This window comes from uncultured Pontibacter sp., from assembly GCF_947499215.1.
In the GTDB taxonomy this organism is placed as follows: Bacteria; Bacteroidota; Bacteroidia; order Cytophagales; family Hymenobacteraceae; genus Pontibacter.
Genome location: NZ_CANMNI010000001.1, coordinates 164632 through 187124, shown reverse-complemented (window position 1 = coordinate 187124; position 22493 = coordinate 164632). Strand labels below are relative to the sequence as shown.

Below are 22493 nucleotides of genomic sequence, written 5' to 3'. Positions count from 1 at the left end.
AATTCCTAATTTCTATCTAAGCTTTCCAGTCCCAGCGCTTTCAGGATACCCTTTGCTTTGAGCAGGCATTCTTCATACTCCTGCTCGGGTACTGAGTCATAAGTAATGGCGCTGCCCACCATGAAGGAAAGATAGCCCGTAGTGGCATTGTACTGCAGGCTTCGGATCACGACATTGAAGTCAAAATCCTGATTGGGTTTGATGTATCCGAATGCACCGGAGTAAAGACCGCGTGTGGTTACTTCCAGCTCTTCGATCAGTTCCATCGCCCGAATTTTAGGCGCACCCGTCATGCTGCCCATCGGGAAAGCCCCTTTTAAAGCATCCGAAATGGAAGACTCAGGCCTGAGTTCGCCCGTGATGGTCGATATCATTTGGGAGACCTGCCGGAAGCCGTAAATGCCGAACATCTCTTCTACTTTAATGGTGCCCGTGGCGCAAGAGCGGCGCAAATCATTCCGTACCAAATCAACGATCATCATGTTTTCAGCCAGCTCTTTCTCGTCGTGCCGCAACTGGTGCTGTAGTTGTTTGTCTTCCTCAGGTGTACTGCCGCGGCGTATGGTGCCTTTTATGGGCTGGGAGATAAGTTTGCGTTCTTCTTTTTTAAGAAATCGTTCAGGTGATGCGCAAAGCAGGTAGCGATCAAGATATTTCAGGAAGCCAGAGAAAGGGGTAGGGGAAAGCGTGTTCAGGTGAAGATATAGACTCAAAGGTGAAGGTATGGAAACCTGTTCCGCAAAGAACTCCATGCAGTAGTTCAGTTCGTATACCTCCCCGTCGCGTATGTAGTCGCGGATACGTTCCACCTTGCCGATGTAGTCGTCTCGCTTAACCCGCTGTTGTATTTGGATTATGGGTGGCTCAAAGTTTATAGGAGTGGAGGTAGAAATAATTTGCTGCTTTATATCTTCCACATTAGCACTTGATGAATAGATAGTTAAGCTGTTATGTTTAAAGCTTAAGTATATCTCTGGTTCAAAGAAAAGCACTTCAGGAAAAGCCACATGATCGGGATTGTCACTGGAGAGTTTCTCGATCTGGTTTTTCAAGTCATACCCCAGATAACCGCACAAGAGCCCCTGCTGTTGGTCGATCTGTCTTTGCAGTTTTTCGAACGTGTCTCCTCCTTGAAGTGGAATAGGCGAGCCATTTGATACGGCCAACAGATCCTCAAATCCATCATAAGGGTAAGGTATACCATTGGAGGTATAGCTTGCCACCAACTCAAACTGCTGCGCCCATACCATGGCTTTTAACCTGAAATCTTCTAGACTGCAGGGTAACTCGTGTGCTCCGATTGTCAGGGTATTCGACATGGGAAAAAATTAAAGCGCTTGCAGGGCCAGTTTTGCCTTACTATCAATACTGTTTTTGTACTCATGGCCTTTGTAGGAAAGCGCACGGTCAAACCAAGCTTTAGCTATTTCACGCTGACCCTGCTCTAGGCAGATGTAGCCGAGCTGTAGGGCGGAGTAAGGCGCATAGTATAGCGATGTGTTCCGACTTGCCTCGATAGCCTGTTCGTAGAAACGCTTTGCCTGTAGCAGGTTGTCCATTCCGTGATAAATGCGCGCCTTTCGATAAAGATACTCTGCCTTTTCAGTCAGAGAAGAGGCTTGTGGCATTCTGTTTATTACTGTAAGGGCTTCTTTGTAATATCCTCCGTCTGATTGCAGACGGGCCAGCATTAAGTACCGGTTTGGCGCTTCCTGATCTTTTACAAAACGGGCAGCATACGCATCTTCCTCCATATCTGTCTGCCCGAGCTCACTTATTTTACGGTAATGCTGCTCAGCCTTATTATGCTCCTGATTGAGCCAGTAGGCAAGGTATAGTTTAAAATGGGAAGCCTTTAGGTAATGCAAACCTTTGTGTTGCGAAAGGAATAGCTGATATAGCTTCACGGACCTTTCAAAATCGCCTTTGTACAGGTATAGATCGCCTGCCATATGATGCAGATACGGAAAAGCTATATACTGTTGACCGACTGGTCGGCGCTGGTATACCTGCAGGGCCAGATCACTTTTCTTGGTCTTCTTCAAAATATGAATCGCGACAAACTGAAAGAGCAAGTTGTCTGGGTTTGCCTTGCTTAATAGGTATAGCGATTCAGCTGAGTTTTCGTCTGTATCAGGATTAACAAGATGGCTTAGTAAAGCATGCAATAGCTGCGCCTCCTCCTGAAAGGGGTTAGTTTGTGAGGAAGCGGCATGCAGATTGGCCATACCTGTTTTGATATCACCCTGCATGCCGATAATATTTAGAAACACGCGATAGGATTCAGGCACAGATCCGATAAGCACTTGCAAAGCTCCAAGTGTTTTTCGATTGGGCAGAAACTGCGGGTAACGGCGGGCATTTTCCGCATACTGCAAATAGGCCTGCCGGATATCCCAAGCAGCGGCGAGTTTGCTGCCATACAGCAGCTTGCTTAAGCCGATCTGTAACTTGACTTCCGCTATACTGTAGCCTACCCAAGCGGAGCGCTCCTTCAAGCTGCTTAGCTGTTGTAACCGTTTTTCCTGCCTAGCTAATATACCTGTGTAGGTGGTTGGGTTTTGCTGAACGGCCCAAGTCAGAAAGTCCTGCTGATTGGCTACCAGCAGCGCAACAGCATTAGAAGGGTTTTCCTGAAGTTCACGCGCTAGTAAACGCCGGCCCTCGCCTATGCGCAGACTAATAGTTTCGGTGTAGGCTTCCTTAACTGCAGGATTGAAAACAGATCCTGCCCCTGCCGGAAGGGAGAGTAGCAGCGCCCACAACAAAAAAAAAGGATGGGCAAACGCCATCCTTTTTTCTGATATGTTCAAGCGAAAAACGCTCAAAGCCTTTTTGATTAGTATATACGCTGCTCCACACCAGCCATTACACGGCCGCAGTGCTCGCATACGATAACTTTCTTCTGAGCGGCAATGTCAGCCTGACGCTGGGGAGGAACCGTGTTAAAGCAGCCACCGCACGCATCACGCTTCACCAATACCACGGCAAGACCGTTGCGAACGTTTTTGCGGATACGGTTATAGGCTGTCAACAGACGTTCTTCAATCTGCTGAGAAGCTTTTTCGCGCTCTTGCTCCAGTTTGTTTTCCTCTTCCTCGCTTTCAGCTACGATCTGGTCAAGTTCGTGCTTCTTGTTGTCAAGATCCTTGCGACGCTCTTCCAGACGGTTTTTAGTGCCTTCGATCTCGTTGATCTTCTGCTCTATCTGATAATGCGCTTCTTTGATTTTCTTCTCAGCGATCTGCATCTCGAGTTTCTGAAGTTCGATCTCCTTCGTGATGGCGTCGTATTCGCGGTTGTTGCGAACGTTAGTTTGCTGGTCTTCGTATTTGCGGATCAGACCTTCGGCGTCTTTGATCGACTGTTTGCGTTGGGCGATGCTGTCGTTGAGTGCCGCCACTTCATCGTCAAACTTACGAACCCTTACTTCATAGCCCTCAATCTCATCTTCTAGGTCCTGAACCTCTTCAGGGAGGTCGCCTCTTACGCGTCTAATTTCATCAAGCTGCGAATCGATGTTCTGAAGCTTTAGTAATGCTTCTAATTTGCTGGCTACCGTACTTTCCATGTAGTTAATAGGTGTATCTGATAGGGTTTGTGTTTACTTCCGATAAATAGACTGCAAAATTAGTAAAGTTTTTGGAAATTGTATCATAAAAAATCTCCTTTGTAAATACCTCACTCTCATAGTGTCCAATGTCGGCGATCAGCAGTTTGCCTTCCGCGTCGAAAAACTCATGGTATTTTACATCGGCCGTCACGTAAGCATCGGCACCCTGCCGGATGGCGTCTTTGATCAGGAAACTGCCTGAGCCACCACATACGGCTACCCGTTTTATCTTTTTATCGCCAACAGGGGTATAGCGCGCACCGGACAGTTGCATGTGGCTTTTCAGGTAATCCAAAAACTCCTGCTCTTGTAGCGGCTCCGGCAGTTCGCCCACCATCCCGATGCCAACTTCTTGGTTTCCGTTTTCCAGCAGCGTGAGAAAGTGTGCCACTTCTTCGTAGGGGTGCGCCTCGAGCAACGCTTGCATAATCCGCTGCTGCTTAAAAGCTGGGAAAATTACCTCCACCCGGTTTTCCTTCACCTGCTCGGGTTTTCCCGGTTTGCCTATGGTCGGATCAGCGCTTTCGGAAGGTAGGAAACGGCCTGTGCCCTGTACCTGAAAGCTGCAGTCGCTGTATTCACCTATTCGCCCGGCACCGGCCTTGTGTATAGCCTCCAATACTTGTTCGGTGTTATCTACCGGCACAAAGAAGGCCAGTTGCATTAGTGTATGCGGTTTGGATGTTAAAAGGCGTGTGTTTAATAGCTGGAGCTTCTCGGCGATCTTGGCATTCACGCCGTTATGCACGCTGTCCAGATTGGTATGGCAGGCGTATATGGCAATGTTATGCTGTATGGCTTTGATAATCGTACGCTCGACATAGCTGCGCCCCGTCAGGCTTTTGAGCCCTTTGAAAATAACGGGATGGTGTGCGACAACCAGATTGCATCCTTTTGCTATGGCTTCTTCTATGACGGCTTCGGTGCAATCTAAGGTGAGCAATACGCTTTTTACCTCATCAGCAGCGTTACCGGTTTGCAAACCGGAGTTGTCGTAGCTTTCCTGATAGGGAACGGGGGCATACTGCTCCAGTAGTTTAATGATGTCTGCTATGGTGGGGTTGTCTTTCATAGAATATACAGTCTGATTAGATTTGGCAAAATACTAAGATCAGAGCAGCCTTGAAAGTTTATAGCACTTGTAACTGCAGATAGCCGGTCTCAGGGTGGCGCTTCAGCTCTTTGCCGTTAAAGTAAAAGGCAGAGTAGGTATAGTCGGTATAGCACTTGCCGCGGCTGACGGTATAGGCGATGTCAAGGGTGTCGGTGTTCAGGCTGTTTAAGTGCAGCAGCATCCGCACGCGCGACTTGTTGTAAATAACCGGATATGTTTCGAAAACCATGTTACCGATCGACTCATCCATACCTGTAAACAGATAGTTGAATGGCTCGTTATCAAGTGTTAGTTGAAGTGAGTCCGGATGTATGCCTTTGGTTGGATTCAGGAATGCGCTTTTGCCAGAGGCGTCCACCAAATAAAAAGCTACCGGGGCAGGTGGCTCTGGCCGCAAGGTGGCGCAGGGGCTGCAGGCCACCCCAAAAAGCAAGAGGAGCAGCAAGAGCGGGGTGACAGATTTGTTTGCTTTCATGTGAAGGTAAATTGGGTCGTGTATTGTCGGTAATAAATATAGTGCTTTTGCTTTATATAAAACAAGTACATCACAGCCTGTTTTCGCTTTATTGCCTACCTTTGTCAGGTATACTGCCGTCTATGACATTTCTTCGTTACCTTCTCTGGCCTTTTTCCTTACTGTACGGCGCCATCATGCTCGTGCGTAACTGGCTTTACGATAAGGGTTGGCTTACTTCCAAGCGATTTCCCATACCTGTGGTGGCTGTTGGCAACCTAACGGTAGGGGGCACCGGTAAAACCCCGCATGTGGAGTACCTTCTCCGGCTGCTGAATGGGTATAGCCGCGCGGTACTGAGCAGGGGGTACAAGCGCAGCAGCAAAGGTTTTGTGCTGGCTAACGAAACATCAACAGCAGCTTTGCTCGGTGATGAGCCTTATCAGTACCACCGAGATTTTCCTGAGGTAACCGTTGCCGTCTGCGAGAACAGGCCTTTGGGTATAGACAACCTATTGCAAGTGCAGCCAGAACTGCAGGCAGTCATACTCGATGATGCTATGCAGCACCGGCCGGTTACACCATCGCTCAATATTATGCTAACGGACTATAACCGTTTATTTTTTAATGACTTGGTGCTTCCTGCCGGACTATTGCGTGAACCAAGAAGTGGGGCGAAAAGATCGGATGTCATTATAGTAACTAAATGCCCACAACAACTGGAGGAGGCAGGCATGACGAAAATCGAGCGCCAAATCAAAGCCTATGCTCGTCCCGAGGCACTAGTGTTTTTTAGTGGCTTTCGTTATGGCAATTCCATACCTATGGGCAATGCACAAAAGGTAAAAAAAAGCATCATTCTCCTGACAGGTATAGCGAATGCGCAGCCCTTGCTTGATTTCCTGAGCCAGCACTATACCGTCATCCGGCACCTTGAATACCCTGATCACTACAACTATACCTTGCAAGACCTCGCAAGACTGAAGGACATTTTAAGAAAGGACCACAAAGATGAGGTCAGCGTTATAACGACACGTAAGGATGCCGCTAAGCTTGCTGATGACGCCTTATCTGTAATAACACACCAACTGCCGCTGTTTTACATCCCGATTGAGGTGTATTTTTTAAAGCAGGAGGAGGTTTTTAATAAATTAGTAAAGCGTCATGTTAGCTCTTTTTACTAAAGTTTAAGGAGATCGATTTATTAAATTCGTCTTAAATCAACTCATAGTTTGCAACGGAACGTATACGGGTTGCATGAAAATCACTAATTTTGGCTTGTGAAAAGTAAGCTCTTAGTAGGAATATGGCTTTTAGTCGGTTTGCTGTCTGCCCCAATGGTACAGGCGCAAATCATTGACGACACCACCAAAGTGTTGTACAGCCCCAGAACCACGTTTCAACTTTACGAGAACGATGTGCTGGAAGGGCGCTATCTGCTACAGCGTATCGACACCAGTACTCAGAACATGCATAATGAGCGCTTCTGGTATCAAGACACGGCTTATTTTCAGCATCTAGGCAATGTGGGCACGGCGGCTCAGCCTATTCTTTTCAGAATGCCGGACAAAATAGGGGCCCGCTTAGGCAAACCGGTGTTTAACCGTTATGCCTACCGACCTGACCGCATTAACTATTTCGACACACGATCTCCTTACTCGCACCTTTATTACATACAGGGTCAGCGCGGGGAGCAGGTATTTGAAGGCACCCATGCCAGAAACATCACGCCACGCTGGAGCGCCGGTGTCGCTTACCAGATTGTATCGGCTAACCGGCAGATAGGTCTGTCAAACCTGCGGCGGGACGGCTACGTGAGCAGCCAAGCCGTGAAGGTCTTTACACATTACCGCTCTGAGAATGAGAAGTATGACCTCTTTGCAAACTTTACCCACCTAAACCACGAGCAGATAGAGACGGGAGGTTTACAGGCACGAGAAGAAAATTTGTTCCTGTTTCAGGATGCGATCACCAATTTAGATCAGGCAGCCTCGCAAGAGTTTCGAAACAACTACCACCTGCTGCACATTTACAAACTGGCAGGAGAGAATCTAAAGCTGTTTCACGGTTTTGACTGGGGACGCCAGCGAAACGATTATGAGGATGACCAAATCCCCATGGCCGATTCGCTCGGCACGCCTTTCTTTTACCCAAGCACGCTCTACAGACACCCTCAGAGAACAGACGATCGTACCCTCTATCGCGAAATGGAGAATGTGGCAGGCGTAACCGGTAACAACAAACTGTCTTTTTACAAGGCTTATGTAAAGCAACGCAGCTCAAAGTTAGACAATCGTGTGCTGGAGCGGTTTGTCGTAGACTCTGTAGCATCCGAAAGCTATGTTAATATAGCTGAAAGCTTTGAGCAGTTGTTCGTGGGCGGCGAGCTTCGCCTGACCCACGGGAAAGCCTTAGTAGGGGTAGAGGGCGAGTTTCAGATGACAAATGACTACAAGGTAAGCGGCAATGTGCGCCTAGGGCCTCTACAAGGGCGTGTTACGCGTGTGCTTCGCTCGCCTTCCTTGGTGGAGAGACGCATGATTAGCAACCACTTTGAATGGATCAACAATTTTAACAATTCTGTGACCGATCGCATCGAAGGCACATTCGCCTCCAAAATAGGCAATCGGCAGTTTGTTCGCCTGACAGGACACTACAACCACATTAAGCGACACATTTATTTCAACGAGCAAGCGCGGCCGGCCCAGTTCCAAGGCAACCAGCACCTATATGGTGTGGAGCTGCAACACCGCATTCGCTTCGGAGCCATCAACTTCGAGAATTTCGTCGCTTATACCAACACCGACAATATAGAGACGATCCGCATACCAGAATGGCTATTTGACTCCAAACTGTACTTTGAAGGCGCCCTGTTCAGAAGGGCCCTTATTGGTCAGCTAGGAGTGCAGGTATACAGCCCGTCAGATTATCTGGCCGATGCTTACATGCCGGTGACGCAGCAATTTCATCTGCAAAACAACTTCATGATTCGCAAATACCCACTTGCCGATGTATTTATCACGGCCGATATTAAAAGTGTGAATGTCTTCCTGAAGCTATCTAATGTCGCGCAAGGACTCACAGACCCGGGCTATTTCATGACGCCTTATTATCCCGGAAACCAGTTCAGCTTTATCTTCGGTCTCAAGTGGATGTTCTTTGATTAATATTTCCCTTTATGTCTTCTCAATCAACCAAAACCATACTTCGATTACAGCTGCCCACCGACCCGCGTTGGGTGAATATTGCTGAGAAAAATATTGAGGAGATACTCGTTGACCACGCTTACTGTGAGCAAAAAGCGGCAACGTCAGGTATATCCCTCATCGTGAAGTACCCTGACAAAACAAGGCTGGTGGAGGAAATGACTGATCTGGTGGCAGAGGAGTGGAGCCACTTTGAACGGGTAATGGACCAACTAAAGAAGAGGGGCTTTGGCTTGGGACGCAACCGCCCGGACGAGTATGTGGTGGAGTTGACAAAGCACATCCGAAAAGGAGGTCAACGCGAGCGTCAGCTAATGGACCACTTGCTCATAAACGCCTTGATAGAGGCTCGCAGCTGTGAGCGTTTCAAGCTACTCTGGAAAAACATTCAGGATGAAGAGCTCCAAAAGTTCTATTACGAATTGATGGTTTCAGAAGCCGGCCATTATGTAAGCTTTGTGAAGTTGGCTAAAGAGTATATGCCCGTTGATGTAGTGGATGCCCGCCTGAAGGAACTGCTCGAGATCGAAGCAGAGATCATCCGTAATCTAGAGCCCCGCCCGGACAGGATGCACTAGTGCAGTGATCAATTATCAGTAAACAGTTATCAGGCATAGGTATACGAAAGTATTCTTTCCATTTGTAAGTATATAGTAGGCGGCTATATGTATACCTAAGTTGTTACAAGTTTGTAAAAAATGTTTACTGCTTACTTGTTATTAATAACTGCTTACTGATACCTGTAATCACGTTTTCTGTTTCTTCTTTTTGGCAGCTGGGAAGAGGATGTTGTTGAGGATGAGTCGGTAGCCGGGGGAATTGGGATGCAGTGCCAAGTCCGTTGGGTCTTCACCTACCAAATGTTGATAGTCCTCCGGATCATGCCCACCGTAAAAGGTCCAAGTGCCTCGGGCAAAGGTACCATGCATGTAACGTATTTCCCCCATCTCTTTGTTTTCCCCCATCACAACAACCTCTGGCTTTACTAAATTTTTGCGGAATGCCGTAGTTTGTCCCATAAAACCTTTAATGGTCTTGGCGTGATTCTGTGTCAGCATGGTCGGTATCGGGTCCCATTTGGCTGAAAAGGTAAACAGTTGAAAGAAGTCATTGGCCTCTGTCAGACCGCGTTCTTGTGGCTGCATGTCGATATTGGAGTACTCATACTCCAGCGGATTGCGCACCAACGTAAAATCTTTGAAAGCAAACGACTTGCTGTAGTCCAGCTTGCTCTGAGCGTTGGGATCAGCTCCGTCACCGTCGTACATCGCCTCGATAAAGTCAACGCCCTCAGCGGCCAGCGCGATGTCGTAGGTGTCGGTGGCGGAGCACATGGCAAACAGAAAGCCACCGCCCGCGCAGAAGTCACGGATGGTGCGTACAACAGCCCCTTTCAGCTCAGACACTTTTTTAAAACCGAGTTCTTTGGCAGAAGCCTCCGCATCCCGCTGCTGCTCCTGATACCAAGGGTAGTGGTGGTAGCTTGAATAGAACTTGCCATACTGTCCGGTAAAATCCTCGTGGTGCAGGTGCAGCCAGTCATACTTGGGCAGGTCACCGCGCATGATCTCTTCGTCATAGACCATGTCATACGGAATTTCGGCGTAGGTCAACACCAGTGTTACGGCATCATCCCAAGGCATTTTTGATTTAGGAGTGTAGACCGCAATTTTCGGCACTTTCTCCAGCTTCATAACATCCATGTTCGCCTCCGGGTCACTGATCTGTGTCAGAATAGTGTTGTATTGCGCATCGGATATTACGGAGTAGCTGATACCTCTTACAATGAGTTCATTTTCTAGCTGCGGTGCATGCTGAAAAGCAAAACTGCCGCCCCGGTAATTGAGCAGCCAGTCAACTGAGACGCTTTTCGAAAGTACCCAGTAAGCCGCACCATATGATTTGAGGTGGTCTTTTTGTGATTCATCCATCGGGATAAGAACCGTGGAGCTCATGGCTTTCAACGAAAGTAGCAGACCAACAGTAAGCATCAAAGTATAGCGTAATAACATCATGGGCGGCAAGGTATGGGAACAAATGTATTGAAATTGGTTCTTTTTTCAGATATTGGAGCTAAATTAGAAATCTGGCGTTCTTCCTTATACTTAACGAAGGACCGAACGTTTCGCATATAACAGCTGACCTATGAACCTGCTCGAAAATATACGAGAGAGTATCCGCGCCATCAAAAGCAATTTGCTACGTACCATCCTCACCGGTCTTATCATTTCTATCGGTATTATGTCATTGGTAGGTATATTGACGGCTGTTGACGGTATTAAGCACTCGATCGACCAGACTTTTTCGAGTTTGGGGGCCAACTCTTTTGACATACGCAAGAAGACGAACAACGGCAGAGGAAACAATCAGAGCCGATCTGACAAGGTATACCCGGATATTTCCTACGCTCAAGCTATTGAATACAAGGCGCTGATGGAGGCAAATTCACAAGTGAGCCTTTCTGCCAATGTCTCGGGTGCCACAGTTGTAAAAAGTGCCAATGACAAAACCAACCCCAACATCAACATCATTGCTGGTGACGAATATTACATTCCAAATCAAAATCTGAACCTTGAACGAGGTCGTTCCTTTTCAAACTATGAACTTGAGTTGGGATCCAATGTGGCCATTATCGGCAAAGAGATTTCTGACAAGCTTTTTCCTAAAACAGATCCGGTAGGGCAGTATGTGTCTTTTTTAGGTCGCCGATTTAAAGTTGTAGGGGAGCTGGAGAAGCGGGGTAGCAGTATGGGCGGCAGTGGCGGCGACCGCATGATTCTCATACCGCTGGAAACCGGGCGCCAGATTCCACAGACAGGGACACTTACCTATAACATAAAAACCTCAATCGCCAAGCCTGACGAGTTGACTTACGTGATGGGCGAAGCGACTGGCATTATGCGCAACGTGCGGGGAGACCGGCTCGGTCAGGAAGAGTCTTTTGAGATAAAACGAAGTGATTCCCTTATTCAAAGCTTGAATGAAATATCTGGTTACCTCAAGGTTGGAGGTTTCGTGATCGGTTTTATCACCCTGCTAGGTGCCTCGGTTGGCTTGATGAACATCATGATGGTATCGGTAAATGAGCGAACCCGTGAAATTGGCGTACGAAAGGCCTTAGGGGCAACAGCCCAGCAGATTCGCTTGCAGTTTTTGATTGAAGCAATCATGATCTGTATACTTGGCGGCATGGTCGGGATTTTCCTTGGCATTTTGATGGGGAACGGCATTGCCTCGTTGATAGGAGAGGGAGGTTTTATTGTGCCTTGGATCTGGGTAATGGTAGGACTTACGATTTGTGTGGTTGTGGGCGTATTGTCTGGCTACTACCCGGCACACCGCGCCTCCAAGCTCGACCCGATTGATGCACTCCGATATGAGTAAGGTAATAGAGCGTTATCTGCACGAACACCAACTGGTGTCTGTCATGAATAACACCAAATGGAATAAATTAGTTAGTGCAATCACTTCAGATGAAACGTTTAATCCGGCTGTAAACATTAAATACGTACTGGATAGCGACAATAAAGCAAAATTTGCCCCGGTTTGGTGGAACGAGATTGCTGCAGAAGGTTATAAACTGATTGAATGGCTCGAAATTTACCCTTTTAAAGATGAACGTGTAGGCGTTTTAGTTCCAGCTCTAAAGCATGAATATACAGCCTTTATTCAGAAGGCCTTAAAAGAAAATAATATACCTTATGTTTTAGAGAGAGGAATCTTTAGAATATACGGATATACCAGACCACACTAGAGTTTGGTATAAAATAAGAAAGGCGGGTTCATAAGACCCGCCTTTCTTATTTTATACCTGTAATAGGTTATTTCTTCTTAGCCGCAGCATCTTTCGTCTTAGCTGCTTCTTTCTCTTGATCGTAGTCTTGGTTCAAGCCAGCTAGTACTTCCTCTGTTATATCAAGCGATGCATCACCGAAAAGGATAGCGCTCTGACCTCTTGAATAGGTAAGCACCATTTTGTACCCTCGCTCTTGGCTAAGCTTCTGCAAGTAAGCCTCCACACGGTCATAGATTTTTTTCATTTCCTCGGCTTCCTCTGTTGCCAACTGGTTGCCTGTCGTCTGGCCCTGCTGCTGAAGCTGCTGCTGACGCTGAGACAGTTTTTGCTCTGTAGAGGCACGCTGCTCCACTGTCATGTTGCCACCATTACGCTGATAAGTCTGAACGTCTCTTTCAAAAGCTTGGGCTTTTGCTTGCAGATCTTTCTCAGCTTTTTCTGTCTTCGACTGGAAACGGGTACGGGCATCTTTAAAGTACTCATACTTGCTAAGCAGTGAGTCTGAGTTCACATACACAATGTCCGGTTGGGCAGAAAGGCTATCAGAAGCAGTAGTAGTGGAAGTGGTTGCACCAGTAGTTTGTGGCTTCTGTTCCGTGTTGCAAGCTGTCACAAGAGCAGCAAAAGCCACCCCCATTAGAATTTTAGATAAGTTCACAGTGATTGGTTTTTAAACTTTATTAATTGTTTCAGGCTGAAAATATAGCGCTAATTTTTAAAAATTCAGAATTTTTAATGCTTGAAAACCTCCGCATAGGTTTCTTCTGCCTCCATCAGCCCCTGCTCATTGATGCCAGTCAGGCGAACATGCTTTGTTTCGTTCACCAGCACCGGATCATACTTAGCGACTACACGCACATAGTTTTCAGTGAAGCCCTCCATGATACCGTCCTTCACATCATCCTCAAACAGCACTGTGAATTCTCGGCCTAGGTTCTGCTCGTAAAAGAAGCGCTTCTTCTTCTCTGACAGAATGCGCAACATATCGGCTCTACGGTTTCTGTCCTTAATACTCACCTTGCCCGGCATGGCAGGTGCCATGGTGTTCTCGCGCTCAGAGTAGGGGAATACATGCAGATAGCTTACATCAAGGCCGTTTATGAAATTATAAGTCTCCAAGAAATCCTCTTCCGTTTCACCGGGGAAGCCCACGATCACGTCAACTCCGATGCAGCAGTGCGGCATCAAGGCCTTAATTTTAGCTACCCTGTCAACATATAGCTCACGCTGATAGCGGCGGCGCATCAATTTTAGGATCTTGTTAGAACCTGACTGCAGCGGAACATGGAAGTGCGGCATGAAACGCTTACTCTGCGCTACAAATTCGATGATCTCGTCTTTAAGAAGATTTGGCTCAATTGAAGATATTCTAAAGCGGTCTATACCTTCAACTTTGTCGAGCTCCTGTACCAACCCATAAAATGTCTCAACACGCGCCCCATCCTGCAAACCAAAGTCGCCAGTGTTCACGCCAGTCAGCACGATCTCTTTCACGCCTGACTCGGCAATTTCATTCGCGGAGCGCACCACGTTGGCTATACTGTCCGAACGGCTATTGCCACGGGCCAAGGGAATGGTACAGAAGGTGCAGGAATAATCGCAGCCGTCCTGCACCTTCAGGAAAGTGCGGGTGCGGTCTCCGAAGGAGTAGGAGTTGTGGAAAGTATTTGCCTCGCTGATTTCGCTGGCATATACCTGCGGTTTGTCTTTTTTCTCAAAAGTCTCGAGAATATCAACCAGCTGAAATTTCTCGGCAGCACCCAGTACAGCATCAACACCCGGTATCTCACTTATTTCCTTTGGCTTGAGTTGGGCATAGCACCCAACAATGGTAATGAAAGCGTTAGGAGAGTGCTTCAGTGCCTCTTTCACAATTTTACGACATTTCTTATCTGCATTATCTGTGACAGAGCAGGTATTGATGACGTAAATGTCTGGCGTATCCGTAAACTCCACCTTTTCAAACCCGCGCTCTTGGAATATTCTTCCGATCGTGCTGGTTTCTGAATAGTTAAGTTTACAACCTAAAGTATAAAATGCTACCTTTTTCATAATCAGGGGGCAAAGATACGAAATTTAGAAATGAGATAGGCTATTAGAATATTAAGTATACCACTTGTCAACATTTGCTATAATCAGATAATTCATAAGGAGTAGTGAGGGTATAAAGGTCTTTTAAAAATCAATGTTTTGGCAAAATGCCCCTCCAAAAAAAGGGGGTTGACATAAATATTTAGTAAAACTTATAATTACCCCCTATATTTTACACCCCTTAGCGTACAACTAATTGTTTTTGTTGATACCTTTGGTTCATATTTATACCCTAACCACTTTAACCCATGGCAATTCTTCGTTTCAAAGCGCTTGAACTGGTAAGTCAGCGCAAACCGGCTGAGGTAACTCCGCCAACACATAAAATATCGGAGTATTTTGGCGAGAACGTTTTCGGTTTCTCGGCTCTCCGTGCCACCATGTCTTCTGAGAACTTCAAAAGACTCTGCAGCACGATTGAGGCTGGTGAGAAAGTAGATCGTAACCTAGCGGACGCCGTGGCTGCGGCTATGAAGACATGGGCCATGAGCAAAGGTGCCACGCACTACACGCACTGGTTCCAGCCACTGACGGGTGCTACTGCTGAAAAACACGACTCATTCTTCGACCTGACTGGTGAAGGGGACCCAATCGAGAGCTTTAAAGGAAGCGCCTTGGTGCAGCAGGAGCCTGATGCCTCCTCTTTCCCGAGCGGTGGTATTCGCAATACATTCGAGGCGCGTGGCTACAGTGCTTGGGATCCTTCCTCACCAGCTTTCCTAATTGAAAACGCCGGCACACGTACGCTTTGTATACCTACCATATTCGTTTCCTACACCGGCGAGGCCTTAGACTATAAGACGCCCTTGCTGAAATCCCTGCACTTGCTGAACCAAGCCGCTGTGCCCGTTTGCCAATATTTCGACAAGGATGTGGTTAAAGTAAATACCACGTTAGGTATAGAGCAGGAATATTTTCTAGTGGACCGTGCCCTGTTCGAAGCACGTCCTGACCTTGTTATGACCGGTCGCACCCTGTTTGGACACGCCCCTGCCAAAGGCCAGCAGTTGGAGGACCACTATTTCGGTTCCATCCCAAGCCGCGTGCACTCCTTCATGGTGGACTTTGAGAAGTCGGCCCTGCGGTTGGGTATACCCTTGCGCACACGTCACAATGAGGTAGCGCCAAACCAGTTTGAGTGCGCGCCAACCTTTGAGGACGCAAACCTAGCCGTTGACCACAACCAACTCCTGATGGACATCATGGATCGTGTAGCAGAGCGTCACGGATTTAAAGTGCTACTGCATGAGAAGCCTTATAAAGGTGTGAACGGCAGCGGGAAACACAACAACTGGGCTATGAGTACCAACACCGGCGTGAACCTGCTGTCACCCGGAAAAAGGCCAAAAGAAAACCTGCAGTTCCTGACCTTCTTTATCAACACGGTAATGGCTGTGTACAAGCACGCCGACCTGTTGCGTGCTAGCATTGCATCCGCTAGTAACGACCACCGTCTGGGAGCAAACGAAGCACCGCCGGCTATCATGTCGGTATTCGTGGGACAGCAGCTCACTGCCGTACTGGAGGAATTGGAGCGTACCGCCAAGGTACCGATGGAGAAAGGCGACAATATGTACCTGAAACTGGGTATAGACAAAATCCCGGAGATCCTGCGCGATAACACCGACCGTAACCGAACCTCTCCGTTTGCCTTTACCGGCAATAAGTTTGAGTTCCGTGCCGTGGGTTCTTCTGCCAACAGTTCCTCCTCTATGACAGTGCTTAACACTATTGTCGCTGATCAGTTGATTGATTTCCGCGTGGCTGTGGACAATCTGATCGATAACAAGGGGATGAAGAAAGAACTGGCCATTATTCAAGTACTGCGAGAGTATGTGGCCGCTTCTAAAGCTATTCGTTTCGAAGGCAATGGCTACTCCAAAGAGTGGGAGGAAGAGGCTGAGAAGCGCGGGTTGTCCAACATCAAATCGACGCCGCGTGCGCTGGATGTTTATCACCGCGAAGATGTACAGGAACTGTTTACCCGCCACGGCATTTTCACCAGAGTAGAATTGGCTGCAAGGCATGAAATCCTGCTGGAAGACTACATCAAGAAAATCCAGATCGAATCGCGTGTCATGGGTGATCTGGCTTTCAACCACGTGATACCGACAGCTGTCGCATACCAGAACAAGCTGATTCAGAATATTCGCGGGTTGAAAGACCTTGGATTGGAAGATGAGTACACAGAATCGACTTTAGAGTCCATTAAGCGTATTTCCCGCCATATTAAGATGATTCAGACCAGTGCGGTGGAGATGATCCAACAGCGTAAGGTTGCCAACAAGATCGAGGACGTACGTGAGAAGGCAATCTTCTACAATGAAAAAGTAATGACTTACTTTGAGTTGATTCGTACGAGCGTAGATAAGTTGGAGTTGATGGTGGACGATGAGGATTGGCCATTGGTGAAATACCGCGAGCTGATGTTCAGACGCTAATTTAAACAAGAGTGAAAACAAAAAGAGCACCTTAATCGGGTGCTCTTTTTGTTTATGAGCTTTTAGCGCTGTCGGTTGCGCATCCAGCCGATTACCTCTCCAGCCACTTTAGCCAGTATCAGCGGCATCAGCACGATGGCCAGCGCCACGGCAATGACTTTCCGAAGTCCCATTCGGATGATGAGACTGCGCACCACTTTGTCGCGCAGTTCATGCAGCATGAACCTGCCGGCCTGTGTCATAGGTTTCCCTTTGAGCACTTCCATTACCGCACGCCAGTTGCCATGTTCGATCTGTCGCTTCAGGAAAGATAAAACCGTGTCTTTTGTGATGAAGAAAGCCTCGCTAATGTGATGCTGGCGCAGGCGTCCCCACTGCATTAATGATCTAAGCTTATCATCCGTGTTTTTAGGTATAAAAGCTGGCATGTGTATCATAGCCTATTTTTTCTATGTTGAACTAAGTATTCTTGCTATAAAAGTATCTTTGATAATACTCTCTACGTTTGTTTCAGATGATTTACAGTACAAAGTAGCTATAAATTCCATATCAAAGTACGAAGAAGTTAAACGAAAAGGCTCCTCAAATCCAAGGGGAAGTGTTTCTTCTGCACCAATAGCAACCAAGAAAGTCTGCTTCCCATTCATGCTGCGGCCAATTGGCTTCTCTGTAGTCACAAAATCAGTAAGCCTGTCAAAGAAGTTTTTCATTAAACCGCTCATGGCATACCAATACACTGGCGTTGCAAAAACGATCTGTTGGTGCTTCATCATAAGTTCTACTACTTCCATGAAGGTATCATCCTTTGCATACCTTGCGTCGTAATCGTATGGGCTGATATTATAGTCTAAGAGATCAATTAATGTAATGTCCTCTTTTCTGAATAAGGAGGTAACAAGCTTGGCAGTGTCACCAGACTTACGGGCACTTCCCAGAATAATGAGCGGTTTAGTTGGCATGAATACTAAATTCATTGTGCATATACCTGCTAATTAACAAAATTGATTGACTTACCACGCTTTAAAATAAAGGTGCTAAATTTACGGGAATTGCCTGTTGAACAAAGCAGGCCTGACATTAGTTAAGAGAACGAAGCATTAGCTTAGGCCTTTATATGAACAAGAACTATTGCCCCAGCCTGACGGAGTACAAGCGCCGCGAAACCATTGTTGTAAACATAGGCGATATACCCATGGGCGGTCATCACCCGATCCGTGTGCAGTCCATGACCACCGTGGATACAATGGACACCCTTGGCTCTGTCGAGCAGTGTATACGCATGATCGAGGCTGGTTGTGAGTATATCCGCATCACAGCTCCCAGCATCAAAGAAGCCGAAAACCTTCGCCATATCCGGGAAGAGTTAAGGCGCCGCGGCTATAATACTCCGCTGGTGGCCGACATCCACTTCACGCCAAATGCAGCTGAAGTCGCTGCTCGCATTGTCGAGAAAGTGCGCATCAACCCGGGTAACTACGCCGATAAGAAGAAGTTTGAGGTAATCGAGTATAACGACGATACTTACCAAGCCGAGCTTGATAGGATACGCGCGCGTTTCGTGCCTTTGGTACGCATCTGCAAAGAGCACGGCACGGCCATGCGTATTGGGACGAACCACGGTTCACTCTCCGATCGCATTCTGAGTCGCTACGGTGACACACCACTGGGTATGGTGGAAAGCGCATTGGAGTTTCTGCGCATCTGCGAGGATGAGCAGTACTACAACATCGTCATCTCCATGAAGGCCTCCAACACACAGGTAATGGTGCAGGCCTACCGGCTGTTGGTGCATAAACTGGAAGAGGAGGGGCTTAAACCTTACCCGCTGCACCTAGGTGTAACGGAGGCCGGAGAGGCCGAAGACGGCCGCATCAAATCAGCCGTAGGTATAGGCACGTTGCTTGAAGACGGACTCGGTGACACGGTTCGTGTGTCATTAACCGAGGCTCCGGAAGCAGAGGCTCCCGTTGCCAAGGCCCTCATTGACCGCTATACCCACCGTGCTGAAAAAGCGCAACCGATTAAACTACTTTGCCAAGTACCCATCAATCCATTTCAGTACCATCGCCGGGAGACAATTGAAGTAGAGAATATAGGAGGGAGCAACGTACCCCGCGTGGTTGCCGACTTGAGCCGACTGACAGACATACAGTATGCCGACCTCAAAAGCGTAGGCCACTTGTATTCTATGCTGCTCGACAAGTTCAATATGAACGATCTGGGCGCCGACTATATCTATACAGGCGATAGACCGATCAGCTTCATGCTGCCAAACGGTTTGAAGGAGATCGTAAACTATGTGCCATGGCAATTAGCCGAAGAGCAGGAAAACCGTCATCCTCTTTTGACAACCCGTCAGTACTTAGAGGCGAATGAGCTGCATCCAAAACTTAATTTTCTGGAGGCGAACGTGCATGATATCACACCTGAATTGATGGACCGCTTAAAGCAGGACACGACGGTTGTGCTGTTACTGCACACTAGCAACGAGCATGCCATGCCTGAACTACGCAAGTGTTTCTTCAGATTGATGAATAACGGTGTTCAGACTCCTGCCATAGCTAAGCGCGCTTACGGGCAATTGACAGCGGATGAGATACAGCTCTACGCTTCAACAGACGTAGGGGGCCTGCTGATCGATGGGCTGGGCGATGGGATTATGCTGGGTACTGAGCTTTTGCCTGAGCAGGATAAAGGAGCATGGTTGCAGACGATTGATAAACTCAACAACCTGAGCTTTGGTATTTTGCAGGCTGCCCGTACGCGCATGAGCAAGACCGAGTACATTAGCTGCCCTAGCTGCGGCCGTACCTTATTTGACCTGCAGGAGACTACCGCCATGATCCGAAAGCGAACCGACCACCTGAAAGGCGTAAAAATTGGTATAATGGGCTGTATTGTGAACGGCCCGGGTGAAATGGCAGATGCCGACTACGGGTATGTGGGCGTTGGAAAAGACAAAATCGCTTTGTACCGTGGCCAGACTGTTGTGAAAAAGTCCGTGTCGGCTGATAGGGCCGTAGATGAACTGATCGAATTGATTCGAGAGGATGAGAAATGGATAGAACCGGTGAGGCTAGAGGAGTAGGTACACCTCTTGTTCGCAATTATTCTCCATTAATAGGTGTTAACAAATACAAAAGTGGTCAAACCGGGCCCACTTTGATTTTTTTAGGAATAAAGACCGCACAATGAAAGGATTATTTGATTTTAGAGAAGTGGCCACCTACTTCTTCCGCAAAAAAGACCCGAATCGCAAAACCAACTTCAACTTGCGAGCCATGCATACCATTAATAAAATCTCTATTCTGATGTTTTTGGCTGCCATGGTGTACTTTGTGATTAAGCACTGGTAAAAAAAATTAAAAAATTTTACTGAGGGTTTAAATATATTTTAATGCAATTCCGGCACAAAAACGCATTGTATCATAACAATGGATGCACATGGTTGCTTGTTTGTGAGTGTTTTGGTTAAAACTGCTTTAAAACTCGATAAGGCCATTATTTTTAACGCACAGGTGAGGTGAAATATTGCAACACATATAGCAAATAATATGTATATTAAGACCTATTTCGCAACTATTCACCCATCTCACTATGCAATCTCAACGCGGTGTAGGTATATTTGCCTACAGAAACGATTGGCAAAGAGCCAGCCTAAACATTATCGTGACAAACAGCTTACTGCTTAATTGTTACGAGGATTTTTTCAAAAAACAAGACATTACGGGGCAACAGTATAACATCCTGCGTATACTGCGTGAGCACTACCCCAAACCTGTCTCTACATCGGTCCTGCGCAACCACATGCTCGACAAAATGTCTGACACTTCACGTCTCGTGGGCAGATTAAAAATAAAAGGTCTGGTTGAAGTGGAGCGCAATTCAAGTGATAAACGACTGGTCAATATTGTCATTTCCACCGCTGGGTATAATCTGCTGGATCAAATCAGCAACGAACTCTATAAGCTTGACAATCTCGTGAAAGGTCTCACAGAGGAGGAGGCGCAAACACTGGCTAACTTATTGGAAAAGGTAAGGGAGTCTATAGATACAGCAGAGGAGCGTTTGGCAGAGGTAAACGAACTGAACGAAGCCGTTTAAAATAAAAGGATAGCGCAATGGCTATCCTTTTATTTTTTCAGTCAGATTCAGGCGTGCGGGTATCGTTTCAGCAGCATCAGCAAAAGGTGAAAGGATCATATCGGTCGGTGTTGTCTTGAGCCGCTCCAGATCAGATAAGCGGTGTGCAGTGACAGCTATCTTTCCCCGGTAACCACTTGCCTTCAACTGTTTTACTAGTGCAATGTTGGCGTTCACATCCGAAAGGCTGCTGATCACATATTTCGCAGTAGTCAAGGGAAGCCTGTCTGGTAGTTCAGGGTCCTCCACATCACCATAAAGTGCCGAGAGTCCCTGCTTCTGCCAATAGCGCACCTGCTGCGGGTCAAAATCAATGCAAAGCAGCTGTATGTTTTCTTTCATGAGTGTGAGTGCGATATTGCCTCCGTATCGGCCCAGCCCAAATAAGATGACATCGACTTGCTGGGGCATGTTTTGCTCTGTTTCATTTTCCCGATAAGGTATCTTTCGCTCAAATATGCTTAAAGCGGGTGCGAGCATATCATACAAACTGTGCGAATAGATGATCATGTAAGTAGAAAGTCCGATCGTGATCAGGCCAACCAATGTGATAAGTCCCACAGTGCTTTCCTGAATATGCCCCATGGAAAGGCCGAGTGCTGCAAATATAAGCGAGAACTCACTGATTTGGGCTACTGTCAGGCCCGCCAAAAAGCTCGTGCGCTTACGATATCCCATTATACCCATTATCACAACCACAATCAAAGGGTTGCCAACTAACACAAATAGCGAGAAGACGATGGAAGGTCCAATCTGCTCGCCAAGTAGCGCCAAGTCCAGTTGCGAACCTAAATTGATAAAGAAGAACAAAAGCAGGAAGTCCCGGAGGCTAACCAAGCGGCCGCTTATCACTTCGCGGTAAGGGGTGGATGCAAGGGATACGCCAGCTAAAAAGGCACCTACTTCCCTGCTGAAATTTAGATAATCGCATGTGGAAGCGACGATCACGGCCCAAGCAATGGAGAATAGCACCAACAACTCCTGTGACCTAGCCAAGTAATTAACTAAAAATGGGATGACAAAGCGCATCAGCAGTCCAATGACAGCGACGATGGCACTACCAGTTAAAACTACCTGAACGATACTAAGAACAGGATTGGCCCCTGTTTTAACATTCATCGCTGAGAGCATGATCATAAGCAATACGACCACAATATCCTGCACGATCAGGAAACCAATGGCGATCTGACCATGCAGTGAGTCGATTTCTTTTTTGTCAGAGAGAAGTTTGACGATAATGATCGTGCTGGAGAAAGTAAGTGCTATCGCAATGTATAGCGCAGTAATGGCGTTATACCCTAGCGCAATACCTATCAAATAGCCAAAAACGGAAGTGAAAATAACCTGCCCCAAACCCGTCATCAAGGCGATCATACCTGTGGAGCGAATAAGGGAGAGGTCGAGTTTGAGACCTACCACAAATAGCAGCAGCGCGATGCCCAATTCCGCAAGTAGATGCACCATGTCAGATGATGACACCAAGTTGAATACGGAGGGACCAACCAGTATACCTAGCGCTATAAACATAACGATAAGCGGTTGACGCAGCACGAGCCCCACTGCCCCAAGCACAGCGGCTATTGCCAGGATAACTGACAACTCAAAAAACGGGTTGCTCAACACATCGTGCATGAC

The 22493-nt window shown here is 47.2% G+C and carries 20 protein-coding genes; 9 read left to right on the top strand and 11 right to left on the bottom strand.

The features are described from left to right. Window positions 1-5 precede the first annotated feature (5 nt). From Q1A04_RS00785 to Q1A04_RS00765, 5 genes are read right to left on the bottom strand one after another with little or no spacing between them, the layout of a single operon-like run. A complete protein-coding gene (locus Q1A04_RS00785) occupies window positions 6-1319 on the bottom strand; it encodes an anthranilate synthase component I family protein (RefSeq protein WP_299699843.1) in 1314 nt (437 codons plus the stop codon). 9 nt (window positions 1320-1328) lie between these two features. Then, window positions 1329-2813, bottom strand: a complete 1485-nt coding sequence (locus Q1A04_RS00780) for a DUF3808 domain-containing protein (protein ID WP_299699840.1) — start codon at window positions 2811-2813, stop codon at window positions 1329-1331. 26 nt (window positions 2814-2839) lie between these two features. Beyond that, window positions 2840-3571 carry a C4-type zinc ribbon domain-containing protein gene (locus Q1A04_RS00775; RefSeq protein ID WP_299699836.1) on the bottom strand — a complete coding sequence of 244 codons (732 nt, stop codon included), beginning with the start codon at window positions 3569-3571 and terminating at the stop codon, window positions 2840-2842. A 4-nt stretch (window positions 3572-3575) separates the two neighbouring features. Then, a complete protein-coding gene (locus Q1A04_RS00770) occupies window positions 3576-4685 on the bottom strand; it encodes a Nif3-like dinuclear metal center hexameric protein (protein ID WP_299699833.1) in 1110 nt (369 codons plus the stop codon). Window positions 4686-4743: 58 nt separating this feature from the next. Continuing rightward, window positions 4744-5202, bottom strand: coding sequence for a hypothetical protein (locus tag Q1A04_RS00765; protein ID WP_299699830.1), 459 nt, complete (start codon window positions 5200-5202; stop codon window positions 4744-4746). 122 nt (window positions 5203-5324) lie between these two features. Here Q1A04_RS00765 and lpxK point away from each other — a divergent pair, with 122 nt between their 5' ends. From lpxK to Q1A04_RS00750, 3 genes are all read left to right on the top strand, one after another. Further along, window positions 5325-6365: a tetraacyldisaccharide 4'-kinase gene (gene lpxK, locus Q1A04_RS00760; protein WP_299699827.1), complete on the top strand. Its 1041-nt coding sequence runs from the start codon at window positions 5325-5327 to the stop codon at window positions 6363-6365. Window positions 6366-6461: 96 nt separating this feature from the next. After that, entirely contained in the window at window positions 6462-8348 is a 1887-nt protein-coding gene (locus tag Q1A04_RS00755; protein ID WP_299699824.1) for a putative porin, read from the top strand. 11 nt (window positions 8349-8359) lie between these two features. Next, window positions 8360-8965 (top strand): tRNA-(ms[2]io[6]A)-hydroxylase, encoded by a 606-nt coding sequence (locus Q1A04_RS00750; protein ID WP_299699821.1) that lies wholly within the window; start codon window positions 8360-8362, stop codon window positions 8963-8965. 168 nt (window positions 8966-9133) lie between these two features. On the opposite strand, the gene Q1A04_RS00745 is transcribed toward Q1A04_RS00750, so the two are convergent. Beyond that, window positions 9134-10402 (bottom strand): asparagine synthetase B, encoded by a 1269-nt coding sequence (locus Q1A04_RS00745; RefSeq protein WP_299699818.1) that lies wholly within the window; start codon window positions 10400-10402, stop codon window positions 9134-9136. Window positions 10403-10532: 130 nt separating this feature from the next. Here Q1A04_RS00745 and Q1A04_RS00740 point away from each other — a divergent pair, with 130 nt between their 5' ends. Further along, window positions 10533-11771 (top strand): ABC transporter permease, encoded by a 1239-nt coding sequence (locus Q1A04_RS00740; protein WP_299699815.1) that lies wholly within the window; start codon window positions 10533-10535, stop codon window positions 11769-11771. Then, window positions 11764-12141 (top strand): DUF6678 family protein, encoded by a 378-nt coding sequence (locus Q1A04_RS00735; RefSeq protein WP_299699813.1) that lies wholly within the window; start codon window positions 11764-11766, stop codon window positions 12139-12141. The genes Q1A04_RS00740 and Q1A04_RS00735 overlap by 8 nt, the downstream gene beginning before the upstream one ends. A gap of 67 nt (window positions 12142-12208) precedes the next feature. On the opposite strand, the gene Q1A04_RS00730 is transcribed toward Q1A04_RS00735, so the two are convergent. Both Q1A04_RS00730 and mtaB read right to left on the bottom strand, forming a co-directional pair. Then, window positions 12209-12841, bottom strand: a complete 633-nt coding sequence (locus Q1A04_RS00730) for an OmpH family outer membrane protein (protein WP_299699810.1) — start codon at window positions 12839-12841, stop codon at window positions 12209-12211. Window positions 12842-12915: 74 nt separating this feature from the next. Beyond that, complete coding sequence (gene mtaB, locus Q1A04_RS00725) at window positions 12916-14235, bottom strand: tRNA (N(6)-L-threonylcarbamoyladenosine(37)-C(2))-methylthiotransferase MtaB (protein WP_299699807.1); 1320 nt, start codon at window positions 14233-14235, stop codon at window positions 12916-12918. A 287-nt stretch (window positions 14236-14522) separates the two neighbouring features. Between mtaB and Q1A04_RS00720 the strand changes: the two genes are divergently transcribed. After that, complete coding sequence (locus tag Q1A04_RS00720; protein WP_299699805.1) at window positions 14523-16715, top strand: glutamine synthetase III; 2193 nt, start codon at window positions 14523-14525, stop codon at window positions 16713-16715. A gap of 62 nt (window positions 16716-16777) precedes the next feature. Here Q1A04_RS00720 and Q1A04_RS00715 read toward each other — a convergent pair whose 3' ends face one another. Next, window positions 16778-17152, bottom strand: a complete 375-nt coding sequence (locus Q1A04_RS00715; RefSeq protein WP_299699802.1) for a hypothetical protein — start codon at window positions 17150-17152, stop codon at window positions 16778-16780. Window positions 17153-17164: 12 nt separating this feature from the next. Further along, on the bottom strand, window positions 17165-17689 hold the full coding sequence (locus Q1A04_RS00710; RefSeq protein ID WP_299699799.1) for an NAD(P)H-dependent oxidoreductase: 525 nt from the start codon (window positions 17687-17689) through the stop codon (window positions 17165-17167). A gap of 140 nt (window positions 17690-17829) precedes the next feature. On the opposite strand from Q1A04_RS00710, the gene ispG reads away from it, so the two are divergent. From ispG to Q1A04_RS00695, 3 genes are all read left to right on the top strand, one after another. After that, window positions 17830-19803, top strand: coding sequence for a (E)-4-hydroxy-3-methylbut-2-enyl-diphosphate synthase (gene ispG, locus Q1A04_RS00705; protein ID WP_299699796.1), 1974 nt, complete (start codon window positions 17830-17832; stop codon window positions 19801-19803). 103 nt (window positions 19804-19906) lie between these two features. After that, window positions 19907-20071, top strand: coding sequence for a DUF6728 family protein (locus Q1A04_RS00700; RefSeq protein WP_299699793.1), 165 nt, complete (start codon window positions 19907-19909; stop codon window positions 20069-20071). Between the two features lie 241 nt (window positions 20072-20312). Continuing rightward, window positions 20313-20819: a MarR family transcriptional regulator gene (locus Q1A04_RS00695; RefSeq protein WP_299699790.1), complete on the top strand. Its 507-nt coding sequence runs from the start codon at window positions 20313-20315 to the stop codon at window positions 20817-20819. A 21-nt stretch (window positions 20820-20840) separates the two neighbouring features. Here Q1A04_RS00695 and Q1A04_RS00690 read toward each other — a convergent pair whose 3' ends face one another. Next, window positions 20841-22490: a cation:proton antiporter family protein gene (locus Q1A04_RS00690; RefSeq protein WP_299699788.1), complete on the bottom strand. Its 1650-nt coding sequence runs from the start codon at window positions 22488-22490 to the stop codon at window positions 20841-20843. Window positions 22491-22493 lie beyond the last annotated feature (3 nt).